The organism is Mucilaginibacter sp. KACC 22063 (assembly GCF_028736115.1).
Classification (GTDB): Bacteria; Bacteroidota; Bacteroidia; order Sphingobacteriales; family Sphingobacteriaceae; genus Mucilaginibacter.
On sequence record NZ_CP117877.1, the window covers coordinates 1,035,508 to 1,058,672 of the forward strand.

The following is a 23,165-nucleotide window of genomic DNA, read 5'->3' on the forward strand; positions in this document are numbered from 1 at the left end:
TTAACTTTGTATCATCCGGGATAAAAACCCGGCAGGTACCATGACAAAAGAAACTGAGATCGTCTGTTCGCCAGAACAGCATGAGGATATGGAGGCTTTGAAGCAAATTGCTTCAGGTGCATTAAAAACCCCAGCTAAAAATATCACCGCACTAAAAATTTTAAAGCGTTCTATCGATGCACGTAGCCGTAAGGTAGTTTATCGAATGCAGGTACGTGCCTATATTAATGAGCCATTACCGCGGGAACATCAGGTAGTCAGTTATCCTAATGTTAATAATGCCAAACCGGTAATTATTGTCGGCGCTGGTCCGGCAGGATTATTTGCTGCTTTGCAATGTATAAAACAAGGCTTAAAGCCTATTGTGCTGGAGCGTGGCAAAGACGTAAAACAGCGCCGCCGCGATTTAGCCAATATCAATAAACAAGGATTGGTAAACCCCGAATCTAATTATTGTTTTGGCGAGGGAGGAGCGGGAACCTATTCCGACGGTAAATTATACACACGCTCCACCAAGCGTGGAGATGTTAACGAAGTACTGAAAGTATTTACCGATCATGGTGCGGATGAGGATATATTGATAGATGCCCGTCCCCATATTGGTACCAATAAACTGCCGCAGATTATCACCGCCATGCGCGAAACCATTTTGAACGCAGGTGGCGAAGTGCTTTTTGATACCAAGGTGACCGGTATGCTGGTCAATTTTGATCAGATCGAGGGTGTTGAGCTGGCATCAGGCGAAAAACTAAAGGCTGATGCTGTGATACTGGCAACGGGGCATTCGGCTCGTGATGTATTTGAGATGCTGCACCGTCAAAACATATTGATTGAAGCCAAGCCCTTTGCTTTAGGGGTACGTATAGAGCATCCGCAGGAAATTATTGACCAGGCGCAGTACAAATGTGCAGACCGCGGCCCATATCTGCCGCCATCTTATTACAGCCTGGTTGAACAGGTGGACGATAGGGGCGTGTTCTCATTTTGTATGTGCCCGGGTGGCATCATTGCCCCATGTGCTACTGATTATAATGAGATTGTAGTAAATGGTTGGAGCCCATCGAAACGGAATAACCCTTACGCCAATTCAGGGACTGTTGTACAGATCAACCTGGAAGATATACCGGGCGATGAACAGGACCCTTTCAGGTTATTGAATTTCCAGAAGCAGATAGAGCAACTTGCTTTTACAGCGGGCGGAGGCAATTTAGTAGCTCCGGCACAGCGTATGGTCGACTTTGTTGAGGGCCGTGTTTCAGCTGATCTGCCTATGAACTCCTACTTACCGGGAACGAAAAGTGTAGCGCTAAAAGATGTGCTGCCAAAGCGTGTTCACCAACGCCTGCAAAAAGCTTTACCGGTTTTCGGCAGAAAAATGAAAGGTTACTATACCAACGAGGCCATATTAGTAGGTGTGGAATCAAGAACATCATCACCGGTTAAAATTCCGCGCGACAGGGAGACCTTACAGCATCCGCAAATAAAAGGGTTGTATCCTTGCGGCGAAGGTGCAGGTTATGCAGGTGGTATTATCTCTGCTGCTATAGATGGTGTTAACTGTGCAAATGCCGCAGCCAAACTGATTAAATAAACATCGTTTAACTAACTGTGTTATTAGGTTATGCAAACAACAGCCGAAATCCTGCAATACAAATTAGAAAATTCGTTTTCAGGGCAGCCCTGGTATGGCACTGCCATTTACCACATCATAGATAACGTAAGTTTTGAAGCTGCTTATGAAAAGCCTTCGGGTGCTGCGCATAATATTGCAGAAATTTTGCTGCATATGATCAGTTGGACAGAAGAGGTACTTGACAGGTTAAACGAAAAACCGGCAGGCGTTCCATTAAGTGGCGACTGGCCTGAGACAGGCGCACCTGACGAACAAAAATGGCAGATGTATAAAGATGATCTGAAACTGGTAAATGTAAACCTGGTAAAAGCAATACAAGACCTGCTTTCAGAAAAATGGGATCAGCCAATTATTGATGAGCGTAATACGGAACCGGTGACCACTTATGCAGAGCTGATAGATGGCTTCGTTCAACACCAGATCTACCATGCAGGACAGATAGCTATACTGAATGAGATTATTGTTGGTTAATCTTCCAATTCCTGGCAGGCAAACCCGGCACCTTGCAGCATAGATTCAATATCTCGCGGCGAAAACTGATCGGTGATTACGCGTAATATCCTGTCGCAATCATCCAAATCAAAATTCCAGTTTTTTATAGCAGGTACGGTCAGCAAGGCTTTCACCCTGCTAACTTCCCTTGCTTTGGTTACACTTGTTTTAAATACCATTATGTTCATGTGATATATTTTAGCTGAGTGACTTGTCGCAGATTTATTCCGGCTGATTTGGGGTTGATGGGTTATTCACAGTTTGCTCCCATTCAAAATTATCCCATCCACGGTTCCTGAAATCACACATACGTTCTTTCATCTTCTTCTTAAATATTTCGCGCTGCTCCGGCGACAGAGAGTTCATGTGCTCCTTCATTCGTTTACGCATCATCCAGGGTGCGCCGCCACCCGGGCCAAACTTGTTGCCTTTGCTAAACCCGAATAAGATCTTGCATAGCACAAACAAGCCCATTGCCTGCCAAAATGTAAGGGTACCTGCGTGCAGGGCATCTGGTAATATATAGTTCCATAATTGCATAATCACTAAACTCAAAACGGATAGTGCTGCCGCTGCTATAATAGGTATGAACACAAAGCGTGCTTTTCCTTCAAATAATACTTTTTTCATTTTTTTAATATTTTAATCTAACTATTTATAATCTCGTCATACAATTGCTTAAGCCTTTTGCGCAGGTGCAAGACCGCATACCTTTTACGCGAAACCAATGTTTGTATCGGCACGCCTGTCATATCTGTCATTTCGGCAAAAGATAAGTCTTCAAGCTCGTGCCATATAAATACCTGTTTTTGTTCTTCGGGTAGTTCATCAAGCGCAGCAAAAAGCTCGTCCCATACCATTTGGTTCATGTAAGCATTTTCAGGCGTATTTAATTCTGGTAACAAAAGTGACTCGTAATCCTGGCCTAAACTTTCGTCATCCTCGTCATCGCTGCCAAACAGATCGTTGATTAAAGATTCCGATTTCTTTTTATGCTTGTCTATGATTTTGTTTCGGGCTACCTTATATAACCAGGCCCCGGTTTGTTCAATAGGCTCTGCGTTTACAGCTGCACTTAGCTGGTACCAAACATCCTGCAGAATGTCCTCGGCATCAGCATCATTTTTTACCCTGTAACGGATGAATGACCACAAGCTTTTACCATACGCTTTAATAGTTTGTAGGGTATGGTTAGCTTTGTCTTCGGCCATATGTGCTGTAATCAATTGCATTAAAGATACAGACGATTATAGTTTTAGAACATTTTAAAATATTTTACTTTTTTCGGAATGCTTAATAGTCGCATGGGCTGTGGCAGATACAAAACTCTTTTAGCATGATATTTGAGTCACTAATCATATAAACAGAAATTATGATGCCTGACAAAAAAACTTTGATACTCGGCGCTACACCCGATCCAAGCCGTTACGCATACTTGGCTGCAAGCCGTTTGGTGAATAGCGGCCATAGCATTGTTAATGTAGGGATTAAAAAGGGGGAAGTTGCCGGAGTGGAAATTGAAAAGCCGGAAGCCGTACATAACGATATAGATACCATTACCTTATATGTTGGACCGCAAAATCAGCCGCCATTGTATGATTATATTTTAGATACTCATCCAAAACGTATCATCTTTAACCCGGGTACCGACAATAGCGAATTGCGCCGCATGGCTAATGAGCGCGGGATAGAAACCCTTTCGGCATGTACATTGGTGATGTTGAGTACGGGAGAGTATTAAACCCCTCCAAATCCTACCCGACAGGGAGGACTTTAAAAGAATATTTTGGAACAAGCAGTCTTACTCCTTCTCCTTTGGAGAGGGCTGGGGAGAGGCAATTATCCTCAACTCCTTAGGATAATAGTTATTAATCCTGTTAGGTAACAACTTGGCCCATCCTAATGTATGCCCTTCAAATTCCATTAGGCTCCAGCCTTTTTGAGCAGTTTCCAGATCGATAATATTATCGCGGCGCAAATACGCTATAGCCTGATCCTTATTAAGTGCTGTTTTAGTGAAAGTATCTTTATTGATGATGTTACTTAAAGCCAGGTCATGGTCTGGTATTAATTCTCTACCCGCTAATTTGCCAATTCGTACGCCCGATTTTTTGATATATAAGTATTGCTGCAGTAAAAGCATGCTATCCCGATGCTGTTCGGGTATCACCAACCATTCGTCGTTTACTTTGAAGTAGTGGTAGTCTTCCGGATGATTTATATATATATGTAAAGGAGCAATCTCTTTCGTATTAATCTTCTGGAACTTTGTTTTGTGCGATGAATGTTGTCCGCTGCTTTCACGCTTTACAAGACAGGCAGCAAATAATCCTTCACCTTTCACTTTGTCAGGATAAAAGCGGTAACCCCATGCTTTATGTTTTTCAGATTGGGTTTCAACAATTCCCCATTCACTATTAGTTGCTATCCGGATACTTTCCAGTGCGAAAGTGTCACAAAGCCAGTCGAGGATTTGCTCATTTTCTTCTATCGAGTATGAGCAGGTACTATATATTAAATAACCATCTTCTTTCAGGGTAGGGTAGGCATCCGCTAAAATACGTTCCTGCCGCTGATGGCAAAGGTTCACATTAGCTTCCGACCATTCGCTCATGGCATCAGGGTCTTTACGGAACATGCCCGAACCCGAGCAGGGCGCATCTATTAGTACGACATCAAAAAATCCCGGCAAACGGCCAAAGTCTTTTGCATCATTATTAGTGACAATCACATTCGGAAGCCCCCAACGTGTAAGGTTATCGCCCAATACAGGTACACGGGTTTTAATGATCTCATTGGCAACCAGCAGATCTTCTGCAGACATAGCAGATGCCAATAATGTGCTTTTACCGCCCGGCGCAGCGCACAGATCAAGGATATTAAGCGGATTGTTTTCTGTTTTCTGTTTGATCTGGCGAATAATGGTGTCAATAAACATGGACGACGCCTCCTGCACATAATAGCATCCGGCATGAAACAAAGGATCAAAAGTGAAGGACGGGCGTTCATTTAAATAGTATCCATTTTTACACCATGGCACTGGTTGTGCATTTTTCACCTTAATTTCTTTATATGGATTTACACGGATTGATGTAGGAGCAGGATTATTTTCATGAGATTTGATAAAATTTTCCTCATTAAAACCGGGTGTTCCGCTTAGGCTTTCTATAAAATTAGGCGGAAAATTGGTGCTATTCATATCATCCAAAGGTAAGGATTAAGCAGATTATATTATATATAGTGTACGTATCACACCCTTCCCTTGCAGCTTAACCCTTTGAAACCAGCGTATTAAGTAAATGTTTTAAAAAAGTAAAGAAAAAGGTTGCAGGGCGGGTAAAAGTTGGTACATTTGTATCCCCTCAGCAATGAGGGTTGTTACTTGAAAAGACGAAGGTGAAAGAATAGAGAAGAGACGGGAAAAGTGCTTCTCACAAAAGCAAAAAAAAACTTTTGTAGGTACTTGTGAGAATAGAAAAAAATGATCACCTTTGCAGCCGCTCCGAACGGGAGCGGGAATGTATTGAAAAGCGGGAAGGAAGCTACGGCGGAGAAAGCGAAAAAAGGCGGAAACGAATAAGTTAAGGCTGATTTTGGAGGAAGCTGAAGCTGGGAGTAACCAGAAGAAAGTTTGAAAAAAAAAGTTCAAATAAATTTTGGAGAAAAGAAAAAGACTTCTACCTTTGCAGTCCCAAACGAAACGGAGCGACTCCGGATCGGAAATGAAAAGAGAAAGTAAGCAGAAAGCGGTTAGTTGAAAGCGGAAAGTTACGAGTTGAAAGTTCATACGGACAACAGATAACCGGCCACTGAAAACTGGCAGCTCGAAGCCCAACATAAGAAGCCTAAGCGTGAGCGGCGGCGCAAAGTTCTTTAAATAAGATAATAACATGTAGCGAAGCGGGTAACTTGTAACCAAGTTATCAACCTAAAAGAAAGTCAATTTAATTTAATTAAATCTAAACTGATAGGGATACTGTATAAAGATACAATAAGGTTGAAAGACAAAAGCGAAAAGCAGAAAGGATTACCTTTAAGCTTTAAGCTCAAAAACTTTCGCCTTCAAATACAGATTTCTATTTTGAGTAATAGGGTCTGGATACAAACAAAACATTTTACAATGGAGAGTTTGATCCTGGCTCAGGATGAACGCTAGCGGCAGGCCTAATACATGCAAGTCGGACGGGATTGAGGAGCTTGCTCTTCATGAGAGTGGCGCACGGGTGCGTAACACGTATGTAACCTACCTTTATCAGGGGGATAGCCTCTCGAAAGAGAGATTAACACCGCATAAAATCACAGAACGGCATCGTTCAATGATCAAATATTTATAGGATAAAGATGGGCATGCGGGACATTAGCTAGATGGTGAGGTAACGGCTCACCATGGCCATGATGTCTAGGGGATCTGAGAGGATGGCCCCCCACACTGGTACTGAGACACGGACCAGACTCCTACGGGAGGCAGCAGTAAGGAATATTGGTCAATGGACGGAAGTCTGAACCAGCCATGCCGCGTGCAGGAAGACGGCCCTACGGGTTGTAAACTGCTTTTGTACCGGAATAAACCTTTTCACGTGTGAGAAGCTGAATGTACGGTAAGAATAAGGATCGGCTAACTCCGTGCCAGCAGCCGCGGTAATACGGAGGATCCAAGCGTTATCCGGATTTATTGGGTTTAAAGGGTGCGTAGGCGGCTTGTTAAGTCAGAGGTGAAAGGCGGTAGCTTAACTATCGGAGTGCCTTTGATACTGATGAGCTTGAATGCAGCTGAGGTAGGCGGAATGTGACAAGTAGCGGTGAAATGCATAGATATGTCACAGAACACCGATTGCGAAGGCAGCTTACTAAAGTGCGATTGACGCTGAGGCACGAAAGCGTGGGGATCAAACAGGATTAGATACCCTGGTAGTCCACGCCCTAAACGATGAATACTCGATGTTGGCGATATACGGTCAGCGTCTAAGCGAAAGCGTTAAGTATTCCACCTGGGGAGTACGCCCGCAAGGGTGAAACTCAAAGGAATTGACGGGGGCCCGCACAAGCGGAGGAGCATGTGGTTTAATTCGATGATACGCGAGGAACCTTACCCGGGCTTGAAAGTTAGTGAATGATACAGAGACGTATCAGTCCTTCGGGACACGAAACTAGGTGCTGCATGGCTGTCGTCAGCTCGTGCCGTGAGGTGTTGGGTTAAGTCCCGCAACGAGCGCAACCCCTATGTTTAGTTGCCAGCATTTAAGGTGGGGACTCTAAACAGACTGCCTACGCAAGTAGAGAGGAAGGAGGGGACGACGTCAAGTCATCATGGCCCTTACGTCCGGGGCTACACACGTGCTACAATGGGCAGTACAGAGGGCAGCGACCTGGCAACAGGAAGCCAATCTCAAAAAGCTGTTCACAGTTCGGATCGGGGTCTGCAACTCGACCCCGTGAAGTTGGATTCGCTAGTAATCGCGTATCAGCAATGACGCGGTGAATACGTTCCCGGGCCTTGTACACACCGCCCGTCAAGCCATGGAAGCTGGGAGTACCTGAAGTGCGTAACCGCAAGGAGCGTCCTAGGGTAAAATCGGTAACTGGGGCTAAGTCGTAACAAGGTAGCCGTACCGGAAGGTGTGGCTGGAATACCTCCTTTCTGGAGCAGTATCCCAAACTATCAGTCAAACGACAGGAATTAGGAAAAGCCTCGTTACATGTTATCTTATTTATTATAAAAGAGAAAAGACAGAGACAAGAAACAAGAGATAGGAAACAAGAGAAGATCTTGCTACGATATACTTGGTACTTGCTACTCTGAAAAGAGAAACCCAGAAGATGAAGCCATCAGGGAATGTGAACTAACTGAAAAAGTAAGGCACAAGACAAGATCGGCAGCAAAGCGTTTGGAGCGATAGAAAGAAGAGTTAGCAGTTAGCACAGCGAAGCTGACTCGGAACTCGGAACTCACAACTCGGAACTGCAAAAGAAAGTCTCGTAGCTCAGTTTGGTTAGAGCACTACACTGATAATGTAGGGGTCAGCAGTTCAAATCTGCTCGAGACTACAGGGTGAGTTAAAGGTAAAGAGTTAAAAGTTGAAAGTAAAAAGTACTGGCAACAGATAACCGGCAACCGGCAACAGACATCATAACTGGGGAATTAGCTCAGCTGGCTAGAGCACCTGCCTTGCACGCAGGGGGTCAACGGTTCGAATCCGTTATTCTCCACGCTTAAGCGGAAAGCAGAAAGCGAAAAGCACAAAGCCCTTAAAAGCTTTAAGCTTTAGACTTTCAGCACATAAGCTTAAAAAAGTTCTTTGACATATTGGAAGAAGTAATTGAATAAACTGAGAAAACAACAGTAGAGGACAGTTACGAGTTGCGAGTTGACAGTTGGGTAGCAATACCGTTAACAGGAAACAGACAACAGATAACAAGAATCAAATAAAGACATACCATACCGAGCAAAAGCGGTATGCGTAGAAGAAAGTAAGAAAGGGCACACAGGGGATGCCTTGGCTCTCAGAGGCGAAGAAGGACGTGATAAGCTGCGATAAGCTCCGGGGATTTGCAAATAAGACTTAATCCGGAGATTTCCGAATGGGGAAACCTGATCATTTGAAGAATGATCGCAAATGCGCTAACCCGCTGAACTGAAACATCTAAGTAAGCGGAGGAAGAGAAAACAATAGTGATTTCCTGAGTAGTGGCGAGCGAAAGGGAAGGAGCCCAAACCAGTTATGTTACGGCATACCTGGGGTTGTAGGACCACGACATAGTACAATAAAATGAAGCTGAAGGGGGTGGGAAACCCCGCCAAAGAGCATGAGAGCTGCGTAAGCGTAAGTAATATTGACTTAGTGGGATCCTGAGTACTGCGAGGTCGGAGACGCCTTGTGGGAATCTGCCGGCACCATCCGGTAAGGCTAAATACTACTGAGAGACCGATAGTGAACTAGTACTGTGAAGGAAAGGTGAAAAGAACCCCGAACAGGGGAGTGAAATAGAACCTGAAACTGTGTGCTTACAAGCGGTCGGAGTCTGGCAACGGATGACGGCGTGCCTTTTGCATAATGAGCCTACGAGTTACTCTTCTCTGGCAAGGTTAAGTGTTTAAGGCACGAAGCCGAAGCGAAAGCGAGTCTGAATAGGGCGTGCAGTCAGAGGAGGTAGACGCGAAACCTTGTGATCTACCCATGACCAGGTTGAAGGTGCGGTAACACGTACTGGAGGACCGAACCGATAAGCGTTGAAAAGCTTCCGGATGAGTTGTGGGTAGGGGTGAAAGGCTAATCAAACTGGGAAATAGCTCGTACTCCCCGAAATGTTTTTAGGAACAGCGTGGCGGTAAAGTTATTAAGAGGTAGAGCTACTAATTGGGTGCGGGGGAGTCAAATCCTACCAAATCCAGATAAACTCCGAATGCTTGATAATATACGCTGCAGTGAGGCTCTGGGTGCTAAGGTCCAGGGCCGAGAGGGAAAGAACCCAGACCATCAGCTAAGGTCCCCAAATTACCATTAAGTTGAACTAACGAGGTCCGGCTGCACAGACAGCTAGGATGTTGGCTTGGAAGCAGCCATTCATTTAAAGAGTGCGTAACAGCTCACTAGTCGAGCGGCCGGGCATGGATAATAAACGGGCATTAAATGGTATACCGAAGCTATGGATTGTATGAATAATACACTGGTAGGGGAGCATTCTATCGCCGGCGAAGCAGTAGCGTAAGCTGCTGTGGAGGTTATAGAAAAGCAAATGTAGGCATAAGTAACGATAAGGCGGGAGAGAAACCCGCCCACCGAAAGACTAAGGTTTCCTGATCAACGCTAATCGGATCAGGGTTAGTCGGGGCCTAAGGATAATCCGGGTGGAGATTCCGATGGACAACTGGTTAATATTCCAGTACTTTTTATGACTGCGATGCAGTGACGGAGTAGTGACACATCCGCGTTCTGACGGAATAGAACGTTAAAGGCCGTAGGTATAGGACACATAGTAAAGTACGTGAGTTCTGCTGAAAGCTGATAGTACCGCAAACCTTCGGGGGAGTGGATAGTGATGGTAATCAGACTTCCAAGAAAACCTGCTAAGCTTCAGGTCATAAAAACCCGTACCGTAAACCGACACAGGTAGTCGAGGAGAGGATCCTAAGGTGCTCGAGTGAATCATGGCTAAGGAACTCGGCAAAATGGCCCTGTAACTTCGGGAGAAGGGGCGCTGCAGAAATGCAGCCGCAGTGAAAAGGCCCAGGCGACTGTTTAACAAAAACACATGGCTTTGCAAAATCGAAAGATGACGTATAAGGCCTGACACCTGCCCGGTGCCGGAAGGTTAAGAGGGGATGTTAGTCGCAAGGCGAAGCATTGAATCGAAGCCCCGGTAAACGGCGGCCGTAACTATAACGGTCCTAAGGTAGCGAAATTCCTTGTCGGGTAAGTTCCGACCTGCACGAATGGTGTAACGATCTGGGCGCTGTCTCAGCCATGAGCTCGGTGAAATTGTGGTATCGGTGAAGACGCCGGTTACCCGCAACGGGACGGAAAGACCCCATGCACCTTCACTACAACTTAACATTGATATCGGATACAGGATGTGTAGGATAGGTGGGAGACTGTGATCTGGCTTCGCTAGGAGTCAGTTAGTCAACGTTGAAATACCACCCTTTCTGTATTTGGTGTCTAACCCTGCAAAGCGGGGGACATTGTTTGGCGGGTAGTTTGACTGGGGTGGTCGCCTCCAAAAAGGTAACGGAGGCTTTCAAAGGTAAGCTCAGTACGCTTGGTAACCGTACGCGGAGTGCAATAGCAAAAGCTTGCTTGACAGTGAGGCAGACAAGCCGAGCTGGGTCGAAAGACGGATATAGTGATCCGGTGGTTCTGCATGGAAGGGCCATCGCTCAAAGGATAAAAGGTACGCTGGGGATAACAGGCTGATCTCCCCCAAGAGCTCATATCGACGGGGAGGTTTGGCACCTCGATGTCGGCTCGTCACATCCTGGGGCTGGAGAAGGTCCCAAGGGTTCGGCTGTTCGCCGATTAAAGTGGCACGCGAGCTGGGTTCAGAACGTCGCGAGACAGTTCGGTCCCTATCTGTTGTGGGCGTTGGAAGTTTGAGTGGGGCTGACCTTAGTACGAGAGGACCGGGTTGGACTAACCTCTGGTGAATCTGTTATGGCGCCAGCTGTACTGCAGAGTAGCTACGTTGGGAATAGATAAGCGCTGAAAGCATCTAAGTGCGAAACTAGCCACGAGATGAGACTTCCTTATAGGGTTGTGGTAGACTACCACGTTGATAGGTTACAGGTGTAAAGGTGGTGACATCATAGCCGAGTAATACTAATCGCCCGAAGCTTTCTTCGCAACAGATAAGTGGTGTGACCTTTCCGGTCACACCACCATCAAAACAACAAATAAGCTGTTGTTCTCTCAGCTTCAACTACTTCTTTCAATAATATGTCAAGTTAATGAGTCAGAAAAGTCAGCAAAGTCCGTAAGTCAGTCAATGACGAATGCACTAATGACCAATGACTAATAACTAAAAATATTCAGGTGCCTATATCGGCGGTGTCCACCTCTTCCCATTCCGAACAGAGAAGTTAAGCCCGCCAGAGCCGATGGTACTGCGGTAAAACGTGGAAGAGTAGGTCGGCGCCAACCTTTTTTAAAGCCCTTTCGGGCACTCAATGCCCCTAATCGGGCAGCAAAACTTAAAGCCTTGTTCCTAAAGAACAGGGCTTTTTTGCGTTTAAGCACTGGGGGAAAATGTTAGTTTCAAACTTCTCTGTATTCTCTGAGCACAAAAAAGCGCTTAAGGGCGCTTTATATCATGTATCTAACGTTTCTCTACTTTATCGTAAAAGCCGCCAAAGGAATTAGTTCTGACAGCTTCTTCCTTAAAAAAGTCTCCGGGGAAACCAAGGCTTATATTGCTGGCATTATCTAAACGTTTTAGTTGATCTGTGGATAGCGTTACATCTATCGTTCTTAAATTATCTTGTAACTGATCAACTTTAGTAGCACCGACTATTGGTATGCAGGAGAAGTTTTGCTGCATCATCCATTTTAAAGCCACATGGGCAGGTGTACAGTTTAATTCTTCAGCAATGGTCATTACCTCACGTGTAATGCGTTCGCTATTTTCATTACGTCTGTTGCTTTCAGCTTTTACCCGCCCTTGTTCCCCACGCAGATACTTACCAGTAAGTGCGCCGCCTGCCAATGGTGCCCATGGAGTAACCGTCATGCCGAAATGTTTAGCCATCGGGATTAGTTCCCGCTCTGGCGTGCGTTGTATAAGGCTATATTCTACCTGTAAAGCAATGAACTGGCTCCAACCCATAGGTTCTGCAAGTGTGTTCCCTTTTGCTACAACCCATGCCGGTGTATCGCTTATAGCCGCATAATTAACTTTTCCTTGTTTTATAAGGTCATCCAGCCCACGCAATACTTCGTCGATGGGTGTAATGTCATCCCAAATATGCAGGTACAACACATCTATAAAATCAGTCTTTAGTCGTTTAAGGCTTTGCTCAACGCTACGCATCATGTTTTTGCGATTGTTGCCAGATGCATTCGGGTTAGTCGCGTTATCTTTCAAAGTATATTTTGTTGCCACAACAAAATAGTCACGATCATGATTGCTTATATAATCACCGATTATCTTTTCACTGGTTCCTAACTTATAAATATTTGCCGTATCTATAAAGTTACCGCCAGCTTCAGTAAATTTATCCATGATGGCGAAGCTGGTTTCCTGGTCGGCACCCCAGCCGCCTTCTGTTCCAAAGCCCATTGTACCTAAACAAAGCTCTGAAACTTTAAGCCCAGAGCGTCCTAATAATTTGTATTGCATATGATAAAAACGTTTATCAATTATAGTGGTTTTATCGCAAGTGTTAAAAGGCCGTCAAACAATTGATTGTATACTCTTGTAATAAAATGTATGAAAATTATTAATACAACGAGGCCGGTATCATTAACAGAATTGAAACAGTTTCTTGATGAGAAGTTAAACCCACTGTTTCAAAAGCAAAGGCAGTTGGAATTAGCCTTCGATACGCGAATAAATGATGAGGGGGTAGAAATATATAACACCGGATTGTATGACGGCTTTCTGTTCAGATTTGAAATCAAGGGCACAGAAATGAACGTAATAAAATCCGAGCATTACACAGATGATGTAAATGTGCTAACGCTCGAAGATATTTTAAACAACCTGTTTCTCGAGTTTCCGGGAAGAGATCAAATCAAATATATCGGAGAAGAATCTTAGCTGTTGATCCAGGTAAACTTATACTCAAGCATCGGATTTTTCATACGATCGGCAACACGTAGTAAACGGTCTGGAAGCTTTACAATATAGTCCCTTGCTTTTTCACCGGCATCATTAAGATCAGGCATACTTTCGATATGCCATTCTTCAATCAGCTGTTTTAGGATGTCAACATAATCTATAGCAGTGTAGATACCGAGGCGTTGCGCTGCATCAGTAAAATGCCCAAATGTTTGGCCAATCTTTAAACCTACTTCACGAAGAAAGTGCGCAGGCATTACAATCTTTTTGCGCATCATATCTTCAAAAGCGATCATGGCCTCGCTTGGGTCAACTTCAAATATTTTTGATATAAATGCTTTATAGGCTTTGGCATGTCGTGCTTCGTCTGATGCAATTACACCACACATTTTTGCAAGTAGTGTATCGCCATATTTTTTAGCCTGAGCAGCAACACGCCTGTGCGAAACGTTGGTAGCCATTTCCTGGAAGGAAGTGTAAATAAAGTTTCGGTATGGATCTGTACCCGTGCCAATATCAAAGCCATCGGCAATAAGATATTGGGTAGATACTTCCATAGCGCGCATATCAACACGTCCTGAAAGATAAAGATATTTGTTAAGCAAATCCCCGTGACGATTTTCTTCAGCGCTCCAGTAGCGGGTCCATTTCATCCAACCACCGGCTTCATCTTTAGATACGCCTTCAACCATGGTTAACCATGATTCATAAGTTGGTAAAGCTTCTTCGGTAATGGTATCACCGATCAATACTGCAATAAGATCATAGGAGAGGCCTCGTGCACTATCCTGAAGTTCCTTTATTTCGTTAAAAAACGAGTCACGTGACGCATCAGGAAGCAGGTCGGCTGGTTGCCACATGTCTTCTACAGGCTTTAAAAACTCAAACATGTTTTCAAGCATGTATTTTTCAATATGCTTCATTACTTCGCTTCGCTGCTCGGCAAAAAATCTCATAATCTATAAACAGATTGTAAAAGTACTAGTTTTAATGTTGCTAAAGTTATTTTCAGTTGCTATTATTTGTTCAATAAAGCCTCGTGCATGCATAGGGGTAAACTTGCTATAGATGGTTTGCCTGCAAAGATGGAAAAATTAGTGTTATAATCCCACAATATCCCGGGTATTTTTAGCGATTTCAATGTAGTACGCATAGTCTTTATATAGTTACAACGGCTATCAGGGTCGGCATATTTGTTATATACGCCATATTCTGAACAAATGATGGGGACATTATATTTTTGAGCCCAGTTGTTTACAATAGATAACTTATCAAATAAGGCCTGTGCATTGCCGTCCTTATTATATTTATAATAGTTTGTTTCGCCCCATGTTCCTTTTGCTTTAAAATTTAGTTGGGGAATTTTTTTCCCATCATATGGAAAAGGAACCCCTGTTGTTGCTACCTGGTTGCCTACCCATTCTGCACCCTGGTGTGTAAAAATAAAAGGTTCATAAAAATGGAAACTATAAATAATGTTCTCATCAGCCAATCGTACAAAGCGGCTCAATTCATAAATACTATTATAATTTGATGCCCCTATAAGCAGGGTTTTGCTTTTGTCTATTTGCCGTATTGCTATACATATATTGTAAGCGGCATCTTTCCAAAGTTGTGGATTCATCGGAGGCGGTTCATTATAAATTTCATACATTAATTGATTGGGATCTTCTTTAAGATAATGTAATGAAATCTGTTTCCATAGGCTTACAGCAGTGTTTGTAGCCAGTATGTAGTTGTTATCGTCTATTTTGCCATAATGGTAATCTATAATCAGTTTTAAACCCTGCATCTTACATTGGTTAAGCACCCAGTCTACCTGCGTAAATACTTTTGACAGTGCTATTTTCTGAGTGTAGTAGTATTCAAAGGCAACAGGTAACCTTATACTTTTAAAGCCTAACTTTTTAAGTAATACAAAATCTGAAGCATTAACCGGCCTTGCTTTTAAAGCATTATTATTCCATGTTTGTTCCAGCCATGATATGCTGATCCCATTGTTTAATTGCGCTGCCCGCTTAAACGCAATGACCCTTTCGATAGCCATTGGATTAGTTTTTGCAGATGTATGGCCTGCACTTATTTGAAAGACAATTAAAAGCACTGCCATATACCGGAGTACTTTAAAGCCATTACAGGCAAATGTTTTAAAATAGGTTTTTTTCATTTAACTTAAACACGCAATTTTGCTCTGTAAATCGATATAATACCAGCCACTAATCAATGTTTGTTCAAATAAATAAAGAAGAATTTGCTAAAGAAAGCAATAAGAAAGCATGGTACCAGACTAACAATATCATTTGGACAATTATCTTTCTTTATCCTTTATTAAGCATAGTAGATTTTATTTATGCTGGCGATATCTGGATACAGTTTTTGATTGCACGTATCATTATTGTTCTGATCATAATGGGTTTGTACAGTGTTTTCCAAACCCGTAAGTTTGATTATCGCATTTTGCTGCATATAGCATTTATATTACTCTCCATACCTGCGGCTATACTTTGCACCATTGTTAACATTCAGGAGCTAACCGTTTATTTTCTTATCTATTCTGCAATTATCTTGTTTTTTAACCTGCAGGTATACTGGGAGCCGGTTAATTCTGTAGTACAGGTAGTTTTTGCAATAGTATTGCTTACTTTGTTCTTTAACATCTCGTCCCAGTATACGCTGGATCTTTTCATTAGCAACGGTGGTCAGTACTTTTTTATTACAAGCGTAATTTCATGCTTAATTGTAAGTTCGAGGTATAAGGTAGCCGAACGCGATGTGAAGTCGCAGATACTTATCGAAAAATCAAACCAGCAATTAAAGGAGCAGAATAAAGATATCATCGAGAAAAATAATATTATCGATATGCAGTATGATAAACTGCGTAAGCTTGATGAGCAAAAGAACAGCTTTATTAATATTGCCGGCCATGATTTAAAAAACCTGATCGGATCGGTGATCATGAGCACGGGTATGATTAAGGAAGAAGAATACCGCCTCAGCACCGATCAAAAAGAGTTTTTACAATATATTTCAGATTCGGCAGATAAGATGCAATATATGCTGAACAAGTTGATGGATGTAAAGGAGATTGAATCGCCGGAGATCAAGTTCAACTTTGAAATTTTTGATATTAATGCTGAAGTACGCTATGTATATAAAGGGCTGATAGAAACAGCTCAGATGAAAAATATTACCTTAGTGGATAATATCCTGAAACTGCCTTTAAACGTTAGGTTGGATAAGGTTTTTGCAGGGCAGGTTTTTCAAAACCTAATGTCAAACGCCATTAAGTTTTCCCAAACCAACAACAGCATAAAAATAGCAACCAGCCTGCAACGGCAGAAGTTTGTTTTTGAGATTATAGATGAGGGGATTGCTATTGGGCAGGAAGAACTGGATGGTATGTTTGGTAAACTGAGGACATTAAATGATGCCACCAGCGAAAATGCTACCGGTAGCCGCCTTGGTTTAGGTTTATCCATTGCCAAATTAATGACCCAGGAGATGGGGGGCGAGCTTAGTTACAGAAGCGATTATAACGGCAATTATTTCAGAGTAGAATTTAACGTGATCAATTAATACAACCGATGAAGAAATTTTTATCATTTCTGTTTTTTATAGTATTATTAATTAAAGCAGCTTCAGCACAGCAAACGGTTATTACCTTTAAATCGCTTGGTCGTGATGATGACGCCATAAACGGGATGAGCGGCTCCAGTTCTTACTATATCCGCATAGATCCTTATATGGAAATGAATGGCAGTAAACTGGTGCTATACTTCGAACCGTCACAGGCGCTGCTTAAGGATAAATCATTCATCAATGTACTGATCAATGATAACCCGGTTTACAGCAGCCGGCTTACAAAAGATTCTCTTCAAAAAATAACGCTAAACCTTAGCAGGAATGATCTATCTCCTGATCGGCGTTACCTTAAATTACAGGTGCGTACCTTGTTGCAAATATCTGATGATAAATGCCGCGATCTGGACAATCCGGCCATGTGGTTGAAAATTAAAGGTTATTCGTATCTGGCGCTTAACCGCAGCAATACCAATTTCTTTAATAATGTAAACATATCAAACTGCTTTGAATCAAAAAGAGCAATTGTATATCCTGTTAATCCATCATTACATGATTTAAAAGCGGTTGCATGGGCTTATGCCCGTCTAAAAAAATCAGACGTAAAAAACATCCAGGTAATACAGGCCGACCATGTTCCTGATTCTGTTATCAATTATATAATGGTAGGTAACATTAGCCAATTGCCGGCTAACAGGCGCGCCCTGATCCGCATTAACCCTGCGAGCGGACAAGGCTTGTTTTACTTGCATAAATCTGTTGTTAACCTTACCGATACGGTAACCAACTTAATTACCGTAAATGGACAAATGGTGCCTACGCGTTCTATACAAACGCACCAGATGCCGCAGGAGATCTTATTTATTACCGGAGGAGATGACCAAGGGTATGAAAAAACGGTTACCGCATTGGGTAACATGAACATCCTTAATTCTACCTTTGGCGATTACCTGCTGGTGAATAGCGCGTCCAATAACTTCTTTAAAACTATTGACGAGAACCGGTCAAAACTTACGCTACGCCAGATAGGTGGTTTAACCAACTTTATATCGGGTGTTGGATCGTTAAAAAGCGTTTATAACTTTAAGAACAGTGATTTTAGCTTTACCCCTAAAGAGGTTGAGATTAGGTTTATAGCCAATTACAGCGCCTTAAATTTAAATGACCGCGGATATTTCAATATCTATCTTAACGGTATGCTGATCAGCAGCGAAAAGCTGGACGCATCCGGTAAACTTAATACTGCGGTTACCATTAACCGTTATCAGCATCATAAGTATAACACGCTGATTGCCGAGTTCAGGTTTTATCCTAATAGTGGTAACTGTACCAACAGCTTTACTAACTTCTTTGCCGAAATTGATGTAGACAAATCATACCTGGAATCTAAAAATCCATTTATTACCAATGATCTGAGTTTTTATCAATATCCCGAGGCATTTAACTCGAGCTCTACCCGTATTGTTGTAAGCCGCGATTATGCACGCTATGCAGCAGGTGCAATGGGCGAAATTATTTATGAGTTGAACAACAACATCAATTCAAATAATTTCCCTGAGTTTGTTTACTCTGATGAGATACGGAATAACAAAAGCGACCTGAAAAAGTATAATATAGTTGCGCTGCTCTCTCGTAATGATCCTTTGATCGAAGAATTTCCGGATGCACCTATAAAATTTAATCATGATTTCAGGCTGTATAACAACAATAACAACGAAGTAGTATATACCGTTTCTGATTCGGTTTCAAATGGCTTGGCTCAGATATTTTACGGCCGCAGCAACAATGCCTGCCTGGTGTTAACTGCTACCGGTAAAAACCTGGCAAATGCGTTTCTGGCTGCTTCGCGTTCAATTACCGAACAGTTATCAACGCTGTCAAGTAACGTATGTATTGCTGACGTAAACAATAATAAATATCTGTTTAACATCAGCAAATCAAGCGAAAACCTGGAGTACATTGATACTAAAAGCTCGCTTGCAAAGTTCTGGGAAAACTATAACCTGTATATCTTATTAGGTATTCTGATTCTTATACTTATCGCATTCTTGTATGTAAGGTTCAAAGTACAGAAGTCGCAGGAAATTATTAACGAGTAAGCAAAGATAAACCGTTAGGTAATGCCGGAAGAATTGAGCGAAGTAACAGATAGCAAAAGCTATTATGATGAACAGCAGGATGTAGACCTGTCGTTTAATAAATGGCCTATACCTGATCTGTTGGTGAAGGATGGTTTTATTACCTATGCCGATATAGAGAAGATCAATGCTTTCTCTCAAAGATCAGGTTTGTCTTTTGTAAAGATACTGCTCAACTTCGGCTATATATCCCGTAAAAATTACGAACGCTCATTAACCCATGCAGGCCATGTTTTTAAGCAAATACGCGAAGAAGCTTATGACATGGAGATACTTAACAAGGTAGACCTGAAGTTTGCTGATGAACACCTGGCATTGCCGCTGCGTAAGGAAAACGGTAAGATAGTTACCTTAATGGCTAACCCGAGTGATGAATTGTTCATTGACTTTGTGCGCCTTACTTATGATTGTGAGCCTGAAATAATTGTTGCGTCTGACCTGGATATTACCTGGTTGAGCCACAAGCTTATCGGCACTAAATATGTAAAGTCGGCTGTTTTTGAGTTGCTGAACCGAGACCCGGAAAGTTCTGCTCTGGTTACCTTTACCAATGCACAACTGATGTTTATTTTTGGGACCATCGCCTTTGTGGTTACCTGTCTGGTCGTCAGTTTTACGCTAACGTCTATCATCATCAATGTAATTATAAGCTCTATATTTCTTATTGCCATTACGTTCAAATTGTTTTTGGCACTTGTTGGTTCCAGGTTTGAGCTGCATCAGGCCGTAACTAAAGAAGAAGTTAAATCAGTAAAGAATGACGAACTGCCGATTTATACGATCCATTTACCGGTTTATAAGGAAGATAAGTTAATTAAGAAGCTGATATGGAACCTGCAAAGCCTTGATTATCCGCGCGAGCAACTGGATATTAAGCTGTTGATTGAGGAGGATGACGATAAGACATTGAATGCAGTGCGTAACCTGGATTTCCCGGCCATATTTGAGGTGATAGTGGTGCCATACCATATGCCTAAAACCAAACCGAAGGCCTGTAATTATGGATTGCACTTTTCGCGCGGGCAGTACCTCACCATTTATGATGCAGAAGATATCCCGGATACCGACCAGTTAAAAAAGGTAGTTGCCATGTTTAATAAGCTGCCCGAACACTTTATTTGTATCCAATGCGCGCTTAATTACTTTAACAGAAATGAAAACTTCCTGACAAGGATGTTTACACTTGAATATTCATACTGGTTTGATTACATGCTTCCGGGGCTTGATACCCTGGATATTCCTATTCCGCTTGGTGGTACCAGCAACCATTTTAAACTGGATAACCTGGTAGAACTTGGCGCGTGGGATCCGTTTAACGTAACTGAAGATGCGGATTTGGGCGTGCGTGCTTACGCAAAAGGTTATAAAATTGCTATTGTAAATTCAACCACTTACGAAGAAGCCAATAACGAGCCATTTAACTGGATACGCCAGCGCTCACGTTGGATAAAGGGGTATATGCAAACGTACCTTGTACACATGCGCAACCCGGTTAAGTTATGGCAAAAAGTAGGTTGGAAAGGCTTTTTAGGATTTAATTTCTTTATCGGCGCAACTCCGGCCACATTTCTGCTATACCCATTTTTATTAAGCGTGTTTATTGCCTACCTGGTATTTGACCTTAAATCTATCAGGTTATTATTTCCGGATTGGGTATTGTTCATCTCGATATTTAACCTGCTAATTGGCAATATCTTAATGATCTACGTAAATATGATGGCCGTGTTTAAACGCCGTTTTTACGAACTTATCTTATTTGCAGTTGCTAATCCGGTATATTGGTTAATGCACTCTATTGCTGCCTATAAAGGGTTATACCAGCTAATTATTAAGCCTTTTTACTGGGAAAAAACCAATCATGGTTTAAGTAAGGTAAATAACTCGGTTAATGTTGTGAAATGATCAGGTCAAAAAACCTATACTTACTTTTCCTGACGTTTGTACTGGCGTCATTCTATATCATTTGTAGTGTATATCTGGTAAAGCTGGGGTATTTCAATAAAGAAGAACTTTTTTTAATTGAAAAGGGGAAAATCGTATTTGAGGGTGTAGGTAACAGGTTGAAAGTAATGGGTTTAACAACCCCGCTGCTGCCTTTTTACGGTACTTTCTTTTTTACCATTATTAACTATTCGCTTGCACCTATACTCGCCTCGGCCATAGGTACTGCCATCTTGTTTTACATTATTTGTAACACACTTTTAAAACGGTCGGGCGACGAGTTTTATATTATTGCTATCCTGTGTTTGTTTTTGCTGCATCCGGGGATATTGTACATGGCCTGTTCGGGCAAGTCCACCTATATGGTGATGATTTTTCTTTACCTGTTTTTTCTCAACGTATTTAAGTTTTACAATTCAAACACTACCTTCCATATTTCAATTGCAAGTATTTGCCTTGTAATACTTATTTTTTGTGATTATAAGTTTGTTTGGCTTACACTTTTCTTTATTCCGCTGGTATTATCTATTTCACTTCATACCCTTAACCTGGGCGAAAAGGAATCAATTTTCAGATTGTTTTTAAGTTTTAACAATCCCTCGCTAAGGCGTAAGCTGATCAGTAAGTCTACCGCTATTTTTATCATACTTTTTGTATTGCCGTTGGCATCTGTATTAATATATAAGATACTTAACCTTACACACGCCAATGACCTTAACTATTTTACGGACAGCCCATATGCAAACTGGAATGTATTAGCCGAAAAAATAGATTACAGTACTTTGCAGGATACAGAGAACCATCGCCTGCCCGAAATATCTATACTTATCTCTGTACGTGTATTGATATACTTCCCTTTGATACTTGTAGCGCTTTATCTGTTTAAAGATAATACATATCAAATTTTAACGCTGATTACACCTTTTTTATTCATTGAGTTTTTAAAAATAAAGTACGGAAAGATTTTTATAGCCCAGCAGTATTATCTTTCGTTTCTGGTACTGTCCATCTTATGCATTGTAACCAAGGTGCAAAGCATACGCAATGAGGGCGTGTTTAAGATCGTTTTAGGCGTGTTTTTCATTTTGTCGATCTATACAGGTTATGAGATCATGAATAATTCTGCTATTTTGGAAGAACGTAACTTTATCTCGAGTTTGATGCACAAAAAGGTGATAGATAACCAGGATGAAATACGCAGTGTAGCCAATTACATTAACAGCCTGCCTATAACATCACATGTACTGGTTGATGATGCTATTGCTTACCCCATTGCCAGCTTTGTTAGTGATATACGCGCACTTACCCTGCCTTATCAAAACGAATATTTAAGCGCAATTGAAGCCCCCCACAAATATGACCGTTATGTTTTAATTGCAAGCGGCAAAAACCCGGCTAACAGTTATACAGAATTAAATGTGAAGTATGTGGTGCTGTTTAAACAAGCTAACAGTAACGTAAGCTTGCGTAAGGTATTTGAAACCGATAACTGGATACTTTACCAGATTTTATAGCCCTTACTTAATTACAATATCGTACCTGGTGAGTAACCCAGGCAAGCCATGTACAGAGAACTTAGTTTTTTTGACTATGTTCCTGTCCGGATCAACGATATAATTGTATGAGGTTGTGAAATCGGCTCCTTTTAGGTTGGTATTATCAAATATGGCACGGTGCAGGTTGCAGTTATCAAACACGGCATTGGTAAGATCGGCTTGTGTAAAATCAACCTCTTTGCATGAACAGTTAATATATTTTGCGCCTTTGTTCTTCCGGCTGTAAAATATGGTGTTATCAAGTACACAGTTATCAAAGTGCGCTTCAAACAAAAAATCGCGTGTTTTGCTAAAGTCTGCACCTGTTAAATTGCAATCGGTAAACTTTACGTTTTGCAAGCCGGTATTTTGAAGCGAGCAGCTTGCCATATAACAATCTTTAAAATGGCAATCAATAAATACCAGATTCGATAAATGTGCAGTTCTTAAATCGCAATATATAAAAGAGCAATTCTCAAACTGCGCCCCTTGTTTCCTGATCTCTTCAACCGTAACTTTTGTGAAGCTTTTATCTTCGATGATCTGCATAAAGCAAAGCTAACAAACAGGTTTGAA

Annotated in this window: 16 protein-coding genes, 2 tRNA genes and 3 rRNA genes; 13 read left to right on the top strand and 8 right to left on the bottom strand. The window is 42.0% G+C overall.

Translation table 11 applies throughout. The features are described from left to right. Nucleotides 1-40: 40 nt before the first annotated feature. Nucleotides 41-1,591 (top strand): NAD(P)/FAD-dependent oxidoreductase, encoded by a 1,551-nt coding sequence (locus PQ461_RS04570; RefSeq protein ID WP_274208466.1) that lies wholly within the window; start codon nt 41-43, stop codon nt 1,589-1,591. Nucleotides 1,592-1,621: 30 nt separating this feature from the next. Beyond that, complete coding sequence (locus PQ461_RS04575) at nt 1,622-2,104, top strand: DinB family protein (RefSeq protein ID WP_274208467.1); 483 nt, start codon at nt 1,622-1,624, stop codon at nt 2,102-2,104. Here PQ461_RS04575 and PQ461_RS04580 read toward each other — a convergent pair. The 3 genes from PQ461_RS04580 to PQ461_RS04590 are packed head-to-tail and all read right to left on the bottom strand — an operon-like array spanning nt 2,101 to nt 3,357. Next, entirely contained in the window at nt 2,101-2,313 is a 213-nt protein-coding gene (locus PQ461_RS04580; RefSeq protein WP_274208468.1) for a hypothetical protein, read from the bottom strand. The genes PQ461_RS04575 and PQ461_RS04580 overlap by 4 nt on opposite strands. Nucleotides 2,314-2,347: 34 nt before the next feature. After that, complete coding sequence (locus PQ461_RS04585; RefSeq protein ID WP_274208469.1) at nt 2,348-2,755, bottom strand: hypothetical protein; 408 nt, start codon at nt 2,753-2,755, stop codon at nt 2,348-2,350. Nucleotides 2,756-2,772: 17 nt separating this feature from the next. Then, complete coding sequence (locus PQ461_RS04590) at nt 2,773-3,357, bottom strand: RNA polymerase sigma factor (protein ID WP_274208470.1); 585 nt, start codon at nt 3,355-3,357, stop codon at nt 2,773-2,775. A gap of 143 nt (nt 3,358-3,500) precedes the next feature. Between PQ461_RS04590 and PQ461_RS04595 the strand changes: the two genes are divergently transcribed. Further along, a complete protein-coding gene (locus PQ461_RS04595) occupies nt 3,501-3,866 on the top strand; it encodes a CoA-binding protein (RefSeq protein WP_274303980.1) in 366 nt (121 codons plus the stop codon). A 60-nt stretch (nt 3,867-3,926) separates the two neighbouring features. On the opposite strand, the gene PQ461_RS04600 is transcribed toward PQ461_RS04595, so the two are convergent. After that, nucleotides 3,927-5,324, bottom strand: a complete 1,398-nt coding sequence (locus tag PQ461_RS04600; protein WP_274208471.1) for a methyltransferase RsmF C-terminal domain-like protein — start codon at nt 5,322-5,324, stop codon at nt 3,927-3,929. Nucleotides 5,325-6,242: 918 nt separating this feature from the next. Between PQ461_RS04600 and PQ461_RS04605 the strand changes: the two genes are divergently transcribed. The 5 genes from PQ461_RS04605 (at nt 6,243) to rrf (ending at nt 11,760) form a co-directional block, all read left to right on the top strand. Continuing rightward, a 16S ribosomal RNA gene (locus tag PQ461_RS04605) occupies nt 6,243-7,763 on the top strand. 332 nt (nt 7,764-8,095) lie between these two features. Next, a tRNA-Ile gene (locus tag PQ461_RS04610) sits at nt 8,096-8,170 on the top strand. A gap of 88 nt (nt 8,171-8,258) precedes the next feature. Next, nucleotides 8,259-8,332 (top strand) — tRNA-Ala (locus PQ461_RS04615). Between the two features lie 254 nt (nt 8,333-8,586). Next, nucleotides 8,587-11,463, top strand: a 23S ribosomal RNA gene (locus PQ461_RS04620). 185 nt (nt 11,464-11,648) lie between these two features. Beyond that, a 5S ribosomal RNA gene (rrf, locus tag PQ461_RS04625) occupies nt 11,649-11,760 on the top strand. Together the 16S, 23S and 5S rRNA genes with 2 tRNA genes alongside form the textbook arrangement of a ribosomal RNA operon. Nucleotides 11,761-11,935: 175 nt before the next feature. Here rrf and PQ461_RS04630 read toward each other — a convergent pair. After that, nucleotides 11,936-12,955, bottom strand: coding sequence for an aldo/keto reductase (locus PQ461_RS04630; protein ID WP_274208472.1), 1,020 nt, complete (start codon nt 12,953-12,955; stop codon nt 11,936-11,938). 90 nt (nt 12,956-13,045) lie between these two features. On the opposite strand from PQ461_RS04630, the gene PQ461_RS04635 reads away from it, so the two are divergent. Next, complete coding sequence (locus tag PQ461_RS04635; RefSeq protein WP_274208473.1) at nt 13,046-13,375, top strand: hypothetical protein; 330 nt, start codon at nt 13,046-13,048, stop codon at nt 13,373-13,375. Here the strand turns inward: PQ461_RS04635 and PQ461_RS04640 are convergent. Then, nucleotides 13,372-14,352, bottom strand: coding sequence for an acyl-ACP desaturase (locus PQ461_RS04640; RefSeq protein WP_274208474.1), 981 nt, complete (start codon nt 14,350-14,352; stop codon nt 13,372-13,374). The genes PQ461_RS04635 and PQ461_RS04640 overlap by 4 nt on opposite strands. A gap of 62 nt (nt 14,353-14,414) precedes the next feature. Beyond that, nucleotides 14,415-15,563 carry a glycoside hydrolase family 5 protein gene (locus PQ461_RS04645; protein ID WP_274208475.1) on the bottom strand — a complete coding sequence of 383 codons (1,149 nt, stop codon included), beginning with the start codon at nt 15,561-15,563 and terminating at the stop codon, nt 14,415-14,417. 56 nt (nt 15,564-15,619) lie between these two features. Between PQ461_RS04645 and PQ461_RS04650 the strand changes: the two genes are divergently transcribed. From PQ461_RS04650 to PQ461_RS04665, 4 genes are read left to right on the top strand one after another with little or no spacing between them, the layout of a single operon-like run. After that, nucleotides 15,620-16,972, top strand: a complete 1,353-nt coding sequence (locus PQ461_RS04650; RefSeq protein WP_274208476.1) for a sensor histidine kinase — start codon at nt 15,620-15,622, stop codon at nt 16,970-16,972. Nucleotides 16,973-16,980: 8 nt separating this feature from the next. Then, nucleotides 16,981-19,074, top strand: coding sequence for a cellulose biosynthesis cyclic di-GMP-binding regulatory protein BcsB (locus PQ461_RS04655; RefSeq protein ID WP_274208477.1), 2,094 nt, complete (start codon nt 16,981-16,983; stop codon nt 19,072-19,074). Between the two features lie 21 nt (nt 19,075-19,095). Next, nucleotides 19,096-21,015: a glycosyltransferase family 2 protein gene (locus PQ461_RS04660; protein ID WP_274208478.1), complete on the top strand. Its 1,920-nt coding sequence runs from the start codon at nt 19,096-19,098 to the stop codon at nt 21,013-21,015. After that, entirely contained in the window at nt 21,012-22,568 is a 1,557-nt protein-coding gene (locus PQ461_RS04665) for a hypothetical protein (protein ID WP_274208479.1), read from the top strand. Before PQ461_RS04660 ends, PQ461_RS04665 begins: the two co-directional genes overlap by 4 nt. 3 nt (nt 22,569-22,571) lie before the next feature. Here the strand turns inward: PQ461_RS04665 and PQ461_RS04670 are convergent, their stop codons facing one another. Beyond that, nucleotides 22,572-23,138, bottom strand: a complete 567-nt coding sequence (locus PQ461_RS04670) for a pentapeptide repeat-containing protein (RefSeq protein WP_274208480.1) — start codon at nt 23,136-23,138, stop codon at nt 22,572-22,574. Nucleotides 23,139-23,165: the final 27 nt, after the last annotated feature.

Coding starts and splice junctions, on each gene's coding strand:
- PQ461_RS04570 (WP_274208466.1), top strand. CDS start 41: ATGACAAAAGAAACTGAGATCGTCTGTTCGCCAGAACAGCATGAGGAT.
- PQ461_RS04575 (WP_274208467.1), top strand. CDS start 1,622: ATGCAAACAACAGCCGAAATCCTGCAATACAAATTAGAAAATTCGTTT.
- PQ461_RS04580 (WP_274208468.1), bottom strand. CDS start 2,313: ATGAACATAATGGTATTTAAAACAAGTGTAACCAAAGCAAGGGAAGTT.
- PQ461_RS04585 (WP_274208469.1), bottom strand. CDS start 2,755: ATGAAAAAAGTATTATTTGAAGGAAAAGCACGCTTTGTGTTCATACCT.
- PQ461_RS04590 (WP_274208470.1), bottom strand. CDS start 3,357: ATGCAATTGATTACAGCACATATGGCCGAAGACAAAGCTAACCATACC.
- PQ461_RS04595 (WP_274303980.1), top strand. CDS start 3,501: ATGCCTGACAAAAAAACTTTGATACTCGGCGCTACACCCGATCCAAGC.
- PQ461_RS04600 (WP_274208471.1), bottom strand. CDS start 5,324: ATGAATAGCACCAATTTTCCGCCTAATTTTATAGAAAGCCTAAGCGGA.
- PQ461_RS04630 (WP_274208472.1), bottom strand. CDS start 12,955: ATGCAATACAAATTATTAGGACGCTCTGGGCTTAAAGTTTCAGAGCTT.
- PQ461_RS04635 (WP_274208473.1), top strand. CDS start 13,046: ATGAAAATTATTAATACAACGAGGCCGGTATCATTAACAGAATTGAAA.
- PQ461_RS04640 (WP_274208474.1), bottom strand. CDS start 14,352: ATGAGATTTTTTGCCGAGCAGCGAAGCGAAGTAATGAAGCATATTGAA.
- PQ461_RS04645 (WP_274208475.1), bottom strand. CDS start 15,563: ATGAAAAAAACCTATTTTAAAACATTTGCCTGTAATGGCTTTAAAGTA.
- PQ461_RS04650 (WP_274208476.1), top strand. CDS start 15,620: ATGTTTGTTCAAATAAATAAAGAAGAATTTGCTAAAGAAAGCAATAAG.
- PQ461_RS04655 (WP_274208477.1), top strand. CDS start 16,981: ATGAAGAAATTTTTATCATTTCTGTTTTTTATAGTATTATTAATTAAA.
- PQ461_RS04660 (WP_274208478.1), top strand. CDS start 19,096: ATGCCGGAAGAATTGAGCGAAGTAACAGATAGCAAAAGCTATTATGAT.
- PQ461_RS04665 (WP_274208479.1), top strand. CDS start 21,012: ATGATCAGGTCAAAAAACCTATACTTACTTTTCCTGACGTTTGTACTG.
- PQ461_RS04670 (WP_274208480.1), bottom strand. CDS start 23,138: ATGCAGATCATCGAAGATAAAAGCTTCACAAAAGTTACGGTTGAAGAG.